Origin of the sequence: Paenibacillus catalpae, assembly GCF_900112695.1 — a bacterium.
GTDB lineage: Bacteria > Bacillota > Bacilli > Paenibacillales > Paenibacillaceae > Pristimantibacillus > Pristimantibacillus catalpae.
Genome location: NZ_FOMT01000002.1, coordinates 992381 through 1005540, shown reverse-complemented (window position 1 = coordinate 1005540; position 13160 = coordinate 992381). Strand labels below are relative to the sequence as shown.

Genomic DNA, 13160 nt, shown 5'->3' with positions numbered 1-13160 from the left:
AGCGCCTGGAGCAGGAGACGGCTGAATCGACTACAGCCGCAAGACTCCAGCGTAAGCTTCCGCTTCCTGCGAGGCATACAAGATAAGTCCGATGCACCAAGAATGGGACAACGTAAGCATCATGCCCTTCGGCTGGAAGCAGTTCGTGTTATAGAAACGTTCGGTAACCATGCCCTTGTACGCATTGAAATCCCCATCTTCCCTTGCGATAAACTGCAGGAAGCAGGCGATGTGGTCCCTGGTGCGGTTAAGATAGTAGTCATCCTTCGTATAGGTCCACAACCGCAGCATTTCCGGCACGCAGAACAAGCCGTAATTATGCAGATGCTGGTTGGAGGTCGACGCCTGATCCGCGCCGCGCGATCGAAAATCGTACTGCGCGAGCATCGAATGCCGCGGGAATTGCAAATTGTACGTCCAACGGAAGGTCATCATCCAGTCCGCCGCGCTGGAGGCGAGCCCCAGCCATTTGGGATTGCGGTCGAATTCGTATAAATGCACGTACGAGGCAACCGCGTTGTATGCATCCTCGGATGTCGGCGTGAGATGCACGTCCTCCGGCGCGCCGTAAATATATTCGTCTTTGATGAATTTCTCGTAATAGCTGCCTGCCCGTACAGCCGATTCCGAGAAACGGTCTTCTCCGAAATAGGCTGCTCCGGCAAGCAGCGCGGAGATCCAGAGCATGCCTCCGGCACCATCCCATTCCTCGACCGTGCCGCTCTGGCAGTTGTAATAGGAGCCGAAATTACCGTCCTCCCGTTGATGGGAAGCCGCAAAGTTCAGGTTGGACAACACCGCCTCTTCCCAATCGGGATGCGTTGCGCCTTGTTCCCGCTCGAACGCGAGCGCCTTTGTCATGAACAGGGTTGCCTCGGCAATCGTTCGCGCCTGCAGCCAGTCTGACTTCGGGTTCCATCCGGCGGTCCAGCCTTTGCCGGCTACCCAGGAAGCCCAGAAAATGCCGCTCGGCGAGACGCCGCCCGCGATTTTATCAAGAACCGCGGCACCTGCTTCCGTATAAGCCGCAATGCCTTGCTTCCTCCCGTAAGCCAGCAGCGCGTAGGCATAAGGCGCTCCGCTGACCCAGCCCACATGCATATGGGGACGGTCGCCCATTCCTTTCACGTTGTTGTTGAATTCGCGGTCGAACGCCGCCGTCTCGTTAAGAATGCCTTCTTCGGAATTGTAATGCCACGTGTATAGACCGTGAGCGGTCAATTCCGCTGCCTCTTTAAGGCCCATCCAAGGGTTTAATCCATGCTCGGCGCCATGCAGCCGGTACATTCGGCGCACGAAGGGGTCGTAGGCATGCGGATCGGATCCCGCCGCATATACGTTCATCTTCAGTGTCACCTGCCGCCCTGGCTGAAACCTGGCGCATAGAATATCCGCCGGCCGGGGCAGCGCATCGCCGACAAAGGTTACCGGTTCCTCGCGGTACGGATAGTCCAGCCAGATCGACGTGCCCGCCTCGTTCCCGCGGAAACCGATACCCGTAAGGCCGAGTTCCGACATCTCGTCCGTGCAGAGCGCGCCGCATGCTTCGTCATTCCAGGCGAATACCGCCGGGAGCGCTGCCCGGTCGGAACGAAAAGACCAATAATCGGATACCATTTCGCTATGCTTCCCGCCTCTGTAGTCGTAGCGGGGATACATGCGGAGGTTCTTCTCGAACCGATTCTCCTTATAGAACGCGCCGGGGATCATCCAGTCCGGTCTCCCCGGTCCGATCAACTCACAGCCGAACGTAAGCCCGAATTCTCCCGGCGCGTCTCCTTTATATACAAAACGCAGCGTTACGTCATAGACGCGAGGTTCATCCGGAGCTGCCCTCCAGACAGCCTCGGCTTCATACAGCTCCGACGAGCCCGACATGCGAAGGCCGCCTTCGTCGTCCGCGGCGATCTCGTCGATCGCCAGCTCGCCAATCTCGCGTCCCTCGGCATTCCAGATCCCAAGCAGCCGGCCAAAGCGCATATAAGCCAAACTGCCGTCGTTCCCGGGCTCGAACACCCTAAGCTCTTTGCCGTTACCAGTAGACTCCGATCTCCACCCCATGTTGCATCCCTTCCTTTCGGCCTACAGATCCAGCTGATACAGCTCGATCAAATTTTCCCGGAAGATCCGGTCCGCAAAACGCATCGCGTCTTTTTCCTTCATCGCGCCTTCCGCGATCTTCTCGGCCAGCGTGTCGGCGACGATGCCGCGCGCCAGCTTCAAATGCGCATAAGTCCCCTCAACGTGATTGTAATCGCCGCCGAAGCCTTGGATTTTCGTCTGCGGTACCATCTCAATCATCTGGTGAAGAATTCCTTTGGCCGCCGTCGGGGATATAATGTACGTCCAGGTGAAATCCGTATACACGTTCGGATAGTTCTTCGCCATGCTCAAGTAAGCGTCATGATAAGGAAATCCGCAATGCAGCAGCACGAACTTCGCATCCTCATATTCGGCCAGCAAAGGAAGTAGCAGAGCCGCGTTGGAATTAGGAATCAGGTTTCCGTTGCTCGAGACGCTTGTCTCGTGGTGGCCCGTGTGAATCTGAATTGGCAGCTCGTACGCAATCGAACGCTGGATGATAAAATGAATGAGATAGTCCTGCAGCGATACCGTCTCCAACTGGGACAGCCCTTCGGCAAGCGTGCAGCCGAGCAGCCGGTTGAATACCGACTCCGCTTCATGGAAGGTCGGCTTCGAACTGGCCAGCGAACGCCAGTAGGCATGCCCAAGCTTCGTCGCAACCATGCCTTCCTGTTTGTATCTATGCAATAAGGCATCCACGGCGTCCAAGTAGCCTTGGAACGTGTGCGCGTTCATGCCGGCACCTTGTTCTACGTCGTGAATATCCTTCCGATTTCGCAATCTGAAAGTAAAGTCCATAAACATAATCGGTCTAAATAAGTCATATTCCAGCTTTGTCGTTTGAATCAGGGTGAATGCCAAGTCAATGCCCGACTTCTTGAACAAGACCTCGTTGTACCAGTCGGGGTCATGCGTCGCCGCCTTCACCTTCTCGTTGACGTCCAGGATGCCCTTTACGCTCCAGTCATTAAACCCGTATAAATCTTGCATTGCGCTTCCAAACATGCGCGCATAGGTCGTGTTATTCGTTCGTTCCCAGTATTTCAGGAATGTTGCCGCCCGTTCCTCGTCACTGCTTTTTTTATTGCCGAGCGCCCCTCGCTCCATGCCGGCCGTAACCAGATCGGAATCCAGATAATGCATTAATGAGAAAAAGTCCTGATTCTCTTTCTTTCGAATTTGCGGGGTCGCCAGATGCTCATGTCCGTCGATGATCCGAAGTTGATTTACGTATTCATGAATGCTGCTCATCGGGCTCTATTCTCCTTCCAAAAATGGGCGACTGCTTCTTTGGAAAGCAGCCGCTCTCTTTGTTTCTCGTTTAATCCACTTTGATTTCCGGGAACGTATTTTTCACTTCTTTCTTGAAGTTCTTCACGACATCCTCGTAGCTTAAGTTGTTTGTGATGCCGTCGCCTGCAGCTTTTCTCCATTTGCTGAGAATATCTTCGCCGTATTTGTCCGCCTTGATGGCCGGCATTTGTTTAACGGATTCGTAGTAAGGCTTCAAGATGTTTTGATCGCCGAAGAACGTGGATGTGTACGTATCGAGGTTCGACTCGTATACTTTGCCGCTGCCAGGCATATTGCCCGTTTTCTCCAGATTGTGCTGCTGCCATTCCGTGCCTGCGATGTACTTAATGAATTCGTAAGCCAAATCTTTGTTCTCCGACTTGTCGTAGATGCCGCGGTACGTGCCGCCGACGTAGAAGCCTTCCGGCGTTTTGGCCACGCCGTATTTGCCGTTTGCTTTATTGTCTTTATTGTCAATCATGAAGCCTGCCCAAGCCGGCATCGAAGTCAGCACGACACTGCCGTCGTTTAAGGCGTTGCCCCAGCCCGCCGACATGAACGGAAGCTTCGCGTCCACGTTGCCCTGACGGATTTTTTGCTGCGTCTCAAAAATCGTCTGCCATTTCGGATCGATGTTCAGCTTGCCGTCTTTGACCCATGGCTGCGTATTGTACGCTTCGATGTCGAACAGGTCGCCTGCGTTTTGGATCAGATGCTCTTTGCCTCCGCTGTCCGCCGCGATTTTTGTGCCAAGGTCTATGATTTTATCCCAGGAGTTGACCATTTCGCTGATTTTGTCCGGATCGTCCGTACCCAGATATTGCTTGGCGATTTCTTTTTGATACCAGAACCCGCCCGGCGAAGAATGGTCGGAAATCGCGCGAAGCTTGCCGTCGGACGAACGTCCGAGCTCTTGAACGTATGGGATATAATCCTTCACCAAATCATCGCCGCCCATGGCGGACAAGTCCGTCAGAAACTTGGAATCGATGAATTTGCCGATGTATCCGCGTTCCAGGTCGAAAATATCGGGAACGTCCCTTCCGGATTGAAGCGCTGTCAGAAGCTTCGTTTGGTATTGGTCGCCCGGGAACATTTTAACCTCAACGGTTACGCCGGGATTTTTCGCTTCGAATTGGTCCGCCATGTCTTTCACCTGATCGAAGAACGTCCAAATAACAAGCTTGCCGGACAGTTCTTTTGTGCCGCCGTTCGAAGCGCCCGTATTCGCGGAGCCGTTGTTCGAATTGCTTGCATCGCCCGCCGCGCTGTTATTGTTGCCGTTGTTGCCGCAGCCTGCCATAAGACTTGCAGCCAACACGACCGATGTAGCCATCGTCAGCCATTTTCTCGTTTTCAAAATCGATCTCCCCTTTGGATATGAAATATAGTCGAGACGTTTGAAATGAAACCCATGATTGCAAAACACTTGCCGACGCGGAATGTTCTGCTTGTACAAATCCGCTAACGGAAAATCTACACGCCTTGGCTGGCGAAGGCACCACCTCTTTCAATGGAGTCCGAAGAATGTATCAGCCTTTCACCGCGCCAGCCGCAACTCCGTCGATGATCCGCTTAGACATGAACGAGAAGAAGACCAGAACAGGTACGACCGCAATGACGATGCCGACGTACTGCGCGCCGAAATCCGAAGTGAACTGCGACTTCAAACTTGCGATCATGACCGGCAGCGTCTGCAGATTGTTGTCGAAGAGAATAATCATCGGGGTCAGGAAGTCATTCCATTTGCCGATGAAGGCGAAGATGCCCAAAGTCGCCAGCGCAGGACTCATGATCGGGAGCACGATGCGGTTGAATATTTGCAGCTCGCCGTAGCCGTCCATCCGGCCCGACTCAATGATTTCCGTCGGTACCGACGAATCGGCAAACTGCCGCATCAGGAAGATCCCGAAAGCATTATGAATCGACGGAAGAATCAGCGGCCAGTAGGTGTTGAGCATGTTCAGCGAATCCATCAGTTTGAAGAAGCCGATAATACCGAGCTGACCGGGAATCATCATCGTGCCCAGTACAATCACGAACAGCGCGTTGCGGTACTTGAAGTTATATTTCGAGAAGCCGTAGCCTGCCAATGCCGCGAAATATACGTTCAGTATCGTCGAGAGAACCGTAATGAAGAGCGTATTTGCGAATCCTCGCCATATGTTCACAGTGTCCTTAAGCCGATTGTAATTGTCGAAGAACTGATCGCCAGGGATTAGGAGAAGCTTCCGCGCAATATCCGAATTGGCATGCGTCGAGGTGACGAACATGCTGTAGAACGGAATCAGGCAGGAAGCCGCCACGATGACGAGAAACAGGTACAAAATTCCTTTGGTAATGACTTTGGCCATGTGCTGCGCCTCCTTAATCCTTCAGCCTTGATGCTTTGGCGGTAATTGCCGTAAAAAACATGACGACGATGAAAATGCCGTAAGCGACCGCTGCGCCGTAACTGTAATCGAAGTTTTTGAATGCCGTTTGGTACAAGTACATGACCATCGTCCGCGAAGTGTTCCCCGGGCCGTCTCCTAGCATGAGCGGTGCATCGAACAGCTGGAGTCCGCCGATGACGGAGGTAATGAATACGAACAAGAAGACCGGCCGAAGCAGCGGAAGCGTGATATGCAGCGCCGTTTGCTTTTTCGTTGCACCGTCCATCTCCGCCGCCTCGTAAACCTCGCTCGGGATGGACTGCAAGCCGGCGATGAATACAATCATATTGAAGCCGAAGTACTGCCAGCAGATGACCGCTGAAGCAATGACGCGCGACCACCACGGGCTATTGAACCAGTTGACCGGATCGTTGACGATCCCGAGATTCATCAGCAGCTTGTTGATGCTGCCCGTCTGCCAATCAAACATGAGACTAAAGATAACGCCAAGCGTAACCGGTGTAATGATGTGCGGAAAAAAATAAACGGCACGGAAGAAATGTTTGCCCCGAATGAATTTCTCGTTCAGGATCAGTGCCAGCAGCAACGCCAGGACGAGCTGAGGCGCATTCGATAACACCCAAATAATGAGCGTGTTCCAAATGGTTTGATAGAAGAAACTGTCATGCAGCAGCCGCGTGTAGTTTGCAACTCCGACATAGACGGGATCGTTGAAGCCGTCCCATTTCATGAAGCTTAAGTACAAGGTATACAGAATCGGAGCCAAACCGAATACGGCAAACCCGATGAAGAAAGGCGCGATGAAATAATAGCCGTAATGCGTTTTGTTTATCTTCGAGCCCATTCTCTCTCACCTCTTTCTATAATTTTCCGCAGGAATCGCGAATGATAAGCCTTGGCTTTAGTAAGTAATGATTGTCTGGTTCGGCGTTTTCGTTGTCTTCGATTTTTTGGAACAAGCCATGGGCCGCCTTCATGCCAATATCCTGAAACGGCTGTCTGACGGTGGTGAGCGACGGATAGACCCATTCCGAAATCGTAATGTCGTCAAAACCGACAATCGACATCTGCTTAGGCACGTTAATGCCATGTTCTTGCGTGGCGCGCAGCGCTCCGATTGCCGTCTCGTCGTTCGAAGCAACGACGGCAGTAAAGCCTTTCGCCTGCAGCAGCTTCTGCATCGCCTGATACCCGCCTTGATTGCTCCAGTCGGATTGAACAACCCATTCGGGATGGTAGTTCATGCCCAGCGTTTCCATTGCCTGCAGATACCCTTTGAAACGGTATTTGTTCGCGGCCGCATGATCGGGACCTGAAATGTAAGCGATATCGCGATGGCCGAGGCCGTGCAAATATTCAACGATTTCGTATACTCCTGCCGCGTTGTCCACGTCGACGGAGAAAATATCATTCATTTCCCCATGATCGCCAATGAGCGCAATCGGATAGTCGGAATCCCTGATCAGCACCAGATCCTCCCTGGTCCTCTTTTGGAAGCTGACGAGAATGACGCCATCCACCTGGCCTTCGTAAAGCATATTAAGAAACGAAATCTCATCCTCATAATTGGACGTCCAGCTAAGAAAGATGCAATTGTAGCCTTTCATATTCGCAACCGTTTCAATTCCTCGAATGATGCCGGAATAGAATATATTTGAAATGTTGTCGACGACGACTGCGATAATATTCGTCCTGTCCAGGACCAGCCTGCGCGCATTGGCGTTTCGATGAAAATTCAGTTCCTTGATCGCCTTCTCCAGTGCTTCCTGCGTTGCTTTTTTAACCTGTTGTCCATTTAAATAGCGGGATACGGTGCTTTTGGACGTTCCGGCCAATCTTGCCACATCATGAATCGTTGGCGCCACTTGCAATCACTCATTTCTGTTATCGTTTCCCAAGGATGTTACATTCTTGCCAATACTTTTTTTGGGAACGTTCCCATTTTACCAAAAAGAGGTGGATTAAAGATACTTTTAAAATTGGGAACGTTCCCAAAAAACGAAAAACGGTTCCGGATGGATTAAGAATTTATCGGCTGCCATATGAAATGCTCGCTATCGTTAACCGATATCTCTTTTACATTGTTGTAAGTTTTTCATTTTGGGAACGTTCCCAAAATGAAGGAAAACAACTCGCATTTCCTCTCTCGATCAACATAGCTCGTTCCCTTCGAATCTTTAAAGATAGACAATTCAACTAAATGGGAACGTTCCTAAAATCAACTTAATTAGTGATGAGACAATAATAGCGCTTACATCACATGCTGTCAACCCTACATTAAAAAACCTCTCGATTGAGATGGCTTCACACCGCCTCGACAATTCGGGTTAACGGCGGTAAATGTGCGGCTGAATCCAACCTTTCATACACCTGCGCGAAAAAAATAGAGGCTGTCCCGCTAGGAACAACCACTATTTCGAATGAATCTATTTCGTACGACGGTCAACCGCGGAAATGGTAAACGTGAAGCTCATATCCTGATCAGCCGGGATCTGGTATTCCGGATGAACCGGAGCTCCCCAGCTGTCGTCGCCGCCAACGCCCATTTGGCGTCCAGCGACGGTCACAACCGTGTAATGAGGCTGCGGCAGCTCGTACCAATGAGCGGCATTCTCCAGCTCAAACGCGGTGTACGGCGAAACATTGCATTCCACCGGTGCCGAAGGCGAAGCAGCTAGCTGCAGGCCAAAGCCTTGGTTGTCGGTGATGCGGACGCTGCGTACCCCCGTACGATTACCTGTCTCCTGCGGGACAAGATAAGGAGTTGGCAGCTCCTTCACCGCACGGCTGAAGCTACCAAGACGTGCGCCAAATGCACGGTCGATGTAGTTCTCTTCCGGACCCATCGCATACCACTCGGTCTGATCATAATCAGCGGACAGCTTGAACGTCAGGCCAATGACCGGAACATTCGGAAGACCCGCTGCACCTTTGTAATCCGTCTTCACTTCAATGCTGCCATCCGCAAGCACGGTATACGTTGTGCGTACACGCAGCTCGGCACTGATACTGAAGCCATATTCGAAGGCAACCGTCACTTGGTCACCGGACGCAGCGACATCAAGGTCAACCTTCAGGCATTTGCGCGCCAGGCTTGCTGCATACCACAGACCTGCATCATAGCCTTGGGCATAACCTTTGTCGTTATCAGTCTGTGCACGCCAGAATTGTGGTACCGGAGGCGCTGCGATAAACTCGCGGCTGCCATAACGGACCGATGCCAGCGAGCCGACACCTTTCGAGAACTGAATGATAAAGCCGTCGCCCATTACCCCGATATTCACGTCGCCTTCGACAACGCGAATCGAGCCTGCAGGTACAGCCGCTGCTTCCTCGGCAACAATGAATACAGCTTCGCCAAAAGCCACTTCATGGCCTGCTTCCGCCCACAGCTCATCCTGCTTCAAAACAAGCGCAGCATGAACCGCATATTCGCCGGCAATATTCGTTACCGCCTCTGGCAGAGTCAGCGGCACTTCCCCTTCGCTTCCCGCTTCAACCGACACTTCAGTTGTCGTGCTGAACACTTCAACGCCATCGCGGTACAGACGCACGGACAATGCCCACTCATTTGTATTCACGAAGAGGTTCTCGTTGATTACCTTAATGCCGGTACGCGAAGGAACAAGCTTCACATTCTGATACAGGAACTTCACTTCCTGCATCTTAGGCGTTACGCGGCGGTCAGCGAACACAATGCCGTTGCCGCAGAAGCTGTAGTCCGTCGGACGGTCATTAAAGTCGCCGCCGTAAGCGAAGAACTCCTTGCCATAGCGGTCCTTGGTCATAATGGACTGATCCATGTAATCCCAAATAAAACCGCCCTGATACATCGGATATTTCTGCTCCAGCTCGGTGTATTTGTGCATGCCGCCAACCGAGTTGCCCATCGCGTGCATATATTCGCAGCTGATATAGGGCTTCGAAGGATTGCTCTCCAGATATTCCATAATGTCCGCCGGCTTTGCGTACATCCGGCTTTCCATGTCGCTTGTCGCATCATAATCGCGGTTATGGAATACACCTTCATAATGGACAAGACGGCTAGGATCCTTGGCGTGGAAGTACTTCGTCGCATTCAGGATCACTTCGCCTGCATATGATTCATTGCCGCAAGACCAGATCAGGATGGACGGATGGTTTTTGTCCCGCTCCAGCATCGACTCTGCACGGTCAAGAACCGAACCTTGCCATTCCGGCAGGTTGCCCGGCACGTTCCAGGACGGCTCAACGGCGCCCATCTTTTGCCAAGAACCATGCGACTCCAAGTTCATCTCATCGATCAAATAAATGCCGTATTCGTCACACAGCTCGTACCAGAGCGTTTGGTTCGGGTAATGCGAAGTACGAACAGCGTTCATATTATTAGCCTTAATTGTCTTGATGTCCCACACCATGTCCTCAGCCGTAATCGCACGGCCGCGGCGAACGTTAAATTCATGGCGGTTTACGCCTTTGAATACGATCCGTTTGCCATTCAGGCACATCACTTTATCGATCATTTCGAAGCGGCGGAAGCCTGTCTTTTGCACGATCGCTTCAACCCGTTCGCCCTGCGCGTCCAATACGGACAAGCATACGCTGTACAAGTACGGCGACTCCGCACTCCACGGCTTCACTTCTCCTGCATCTACGGCAAGTGACAGCTTGCCATTAACAAAGGCGCCTTCGCCTGCGGCGACTACCGCTCCGTCAGCATCCTTCAGCTCCAGCTTCACTTGTGCCGAAGCCTGCTGCAGCAGCTCCAAATCAACCTTCAGAGTACCCTGCTTGTAGCTGTCATCCAGTTCCGCATGAACAAACAAATCTCGCACATGGATTTCCGGCACGGTATACAAATAGACGTCGCGGAAAATCCCCGAGAAACGCCAGAAATCCTGATCCTCAAGCCATGCGCCCGAGCTGCGCTGGTACACTTCCACCGCAAGCTTGTTGTCTCCTTCACGGATAAACGGTGTCAGGTCAAACTCCGAAGGAGTGAAGCTGTCTTCCGCATAGCCCACGAACTCACCGTTCAGCCATACATAGAAAGCGGATTCCACGCCTTGGAACGAGATATAGACGGGTCCATTCATCGATTCCGGCTTGCGGAAATGCTTCACATAGCTTCCAACCGGATTGCTCACTACGGGAATAGCCGGAGGACGAACAGCGTCCAGGCCGTCCCAAGGATACATTGTATTTACATATTGCAATTGACCGTAGCCCTGCATCTGAATATGCCCGGGCACTTGAATGTCATCCCAGCCAGTGCAATCAAAGTCCTGTTTATAGAAGTTTTCAATTCGGCTCGCCGCATTTACGGCATAGCTGAATTTCCAACCGCCGTTCAGTTCATGGCGCATCGCCATTGGCGCTTTGCTCTCCGCTTCCTCCATCGTACGGTAATACCGATGATCGGAGTGCGCGTCCAGACGGTTTACTCGATAAACCGTAGGATCGCTGAGCCAATTGATGTCTGCCCTTGTTGCTTTCATTCTTGTTTTTTCCTCCCTAAAATGAATTATCACCACAATGGCCCTATTGGGGGCCATCGTGATGATTCATACTTCGTAAGCATCTGCTTAATGAATTATCACCACAATGGCCCTATTGGGGGCCATCGTGATGATTCATACTTCGTAAGCATTAGCTTAATGAATTATCACCACAGATGGCCATTGCTCGGCCATCGTGATGATTCATTACGTACGACCCTATTTCACCGATCCTGTCATTCCCGCGACAAAATGCTTTTGCATCAGGAAGAAGACAATGGCCGTTGGCAGCGTCGCGATCAGGATAACAAGCATGTTCACGCCATAGTCCGGTGAATAGCTGGAACCCAGGTTCGAGATCAGAAGCGGAACCGTCCGTTTCTCAGGCGACTGCAGCACAACAAGCGGCCACAGGTAGTTATTCCAGCTGGACATAAACGTAATAATGGCGGCTGCCGCATACGATGTTTTCATCGTTGGAACATAAATACGGAAGAATACGCCAATTTCGTTTAATCCATCTATTCGACCTGCTTCGAGCATTTCCTTCGGAAACATCTTCGTACTTTGACGGAAGAAGAAAATCAGGAATGCCGTCGTCACTGATGGCAGCACAACTGCCGTCATCGTATTGATTCCGATAGCAGGTATATTCTGTGTAATTGTACCAAACATCCGGTAGAGCGGCACCATCAAAGCTGCAAATGGAATCATCATCGACAAGAGCAGGATGTTAAAGACAACGTCTTTTGCCTTGCTGCGGAAAATCTCAAAGCCATAGCCGGCAAGCGAAGCAATAAGCAGGGCAAGAATGGTTGTCGAAATCGAGATTTTCGCTGAATTAAGTAATGCCGGTCCAAGATCGACCTGGTCCATAATTTTGGACCAGTTAGCTCCAAGGCTGGAGCCCGGCAGCAAAGTGCCCTTCGTTACGTCAACCGATTTGTTGGTTGCGCTTATAATCATCCAAATGAATGGGAAGATCGAAACAATGGCTGCAATGCTCAGGAACACATAGGTGAATATCCGTTTAGCCATTTTTATCACCTGCCAGTTTAAACTGAAGAATCGAGAAGATTACAATGAGAATAACAACGGCATACGAGACAGTCGCGGCATAACCAAAGTCAGGCGTATATTTAAACGAAAGGTTATAAATATACTGCGACAGCGTCATGGTCGAGTTGCCCGGTCCGCCCTTCGTAATGTTCATAACCTCATCGAACAACTGCAGCGTACCGATGGTCGAAGTGATCGAGGTGAACAAAATAATCGGCTTGAGAAGCGGAATCGTGATCTGGCTGAATTGACGGAACGCGGAAGCGCCGTCGATCCGTGCTGCTTCATAAATCGAGTTATCGATATTTTGCAGGGCAGACAGATAGAAAATCATGTTATATCCGGTCCAACGCCAGGTAATGGCGATAATAATCGTAATTTTAGCCCAGAACGGGTCAGTGATCCATTGAATAGGCGCATCAATCAAATGCAGATTGGTCAGCAGCGAGTTAATCAAACCGTCATTGCCAAACAGATATTTGAAAATAACCGAATAGGCAACAAGCGATGTTACAGCCGGCAAGAAGATCGCCGTACGGAAAAATCCTTTGAATTTCAGCTTGCTGTCATTGAGCAATACCGAGATAAACATGGCAAGCACGATCATGATCGGTACTTGGATTATCAAGAAAATAAATGTGTTTTTCAGTGCGGTAATAAAAGTCTGGTCTTTAAACAGCCTAGCGTAGTTGTCTCCACCAACATACGAGAGGTTTGTGCCTGTTCCGGATTGGAACGACAGGTTTAACGCTTTGATCATCGGGTAGAAGTAAAAGGCGCAAATCATAATGACAGCTATCGCAATAAACGACCAGCCGATCGCGCTTGTTTTCGCGTTAATATTCATGTT

At 51.2% G+C, this 13160-nt stretch carries 9 protein-coding genes; all 9 read right to left on the bottom strand.

What is annotated here, in order from left to right; translation table 11 throughout:
• Window positions 1-30: 30 nt before the first annotated feature.
• The 9 genes from BM200_RS12185 to BM200_RS12145 all read right to left on the bottom strand — a co-directional run bounded on the left by BM200_RS12185 (window position 31) and on the right by BM200_RS12145 (window position 13157).
• A complete protein-coding gene (locus tag BM200_RS12185; protein ID WP_091185543.1) occupies window positions 31-2061 on the bottom strand; it encodes a hypothetical protein in 2031 nt (676 codons plus the stop codon).
• Between the two features lie 21 nt (window positions 2062-2082).
• Window positions 2083-3336, bottom strand: coding sequence for an amidohydrolase family protein (locus BM200_RS12180; protein ID WP_091185541.1), 1254 nt, complete (start codon window positions 3334-3336; stop codon window positions 2083-2085).
• A gap of 70 nt (window positions 3337-3406) precedes the next feature.
• Complete coding sequence (locus BM200_RS12175) at window positions 3407-4738, bottom strand: ABC transporter substrate-binding protein (RefSeq protein WP_091185538.1); 1332 nt, start codon at window positions 4736-4738, stop codon at window positions 3407-3409.
• A 172-nt stretch (window positions 4739-4910) separates the two neighbouring features.
• The gene (locus BM200_RS12170; protein WP_091185536.1) at window positions 4911-5732 is read right to left on the bottom strand and encodes a carbohydrate ABC transporter permease; all 822 of its coding nucleotides are present in this window, start codon (window positions 5730-5732) and stop codon (window positions 4911-4913) included.
• A gap of 13 nt (window positions 5733-5745) precedes the next feature.
• On the bottom strand, window positions 5746-6618 hold the full coding sequence (locus BM200_RS12165) for a carbohydrate ABC transporter permease (protein WP_091185534.1): 873 nt from the start codon (window positions 6616-6618) through the stop codon (window positions 5746-5748).
• Window positions 6619-6634: 16 nt separating this feature from the next.
• Window positions 6635-7639 (bottom strand): LacI family DNA-binding transcriptional regulator, encoded by a 1005-nt coding sequence (locus BM200_RS12160; protein WP_175532840.1) that lies wholly within the window; start codon window positions 7637-7639, stop codon window positions 6635-6637.
• A 561-nt stretch (window positions 7640-8200) separates the two neighbouring features.
• A complete protein-coding gene (gene lacZ, locus BM200_RS12155) occupies window positions 8201-11251 on the bottom strand; it encodes a beta-galactosidase, LacZ type (RefSeq protein ID WP_091185530.1) in 3051 nt (1016 codons plus the stop codon).
• 219 nt (window positions 11252-11470) lie between these two features.
• Window positions 11471-12289: a carbohydrate ABC transporter permease gene (locus BM200_RS12150; protein ID WP_091185528.1), complete on the bottom strand. Its 819-nt coding sequence runs from the start codon at window positions 12287-12289 to the stop codon at window positions 11471-11473.
• Complete coding sequence (locus BM200_RS12145; RefSeq protein ID WP_091186297.1) at window positions 12282-13157, bottom strand: carbohydrate ABC transporter permease; 876 nt, start codon at window positions 13155-13157, stop codon at window positions 12282-12284. Before BM200_RS12145 ends, BM200_RS12150 begins: the two co-directional genes overlap by 8 nt.
• Window positions 13158-13160 lie beyond the last annotated feature (3 nt).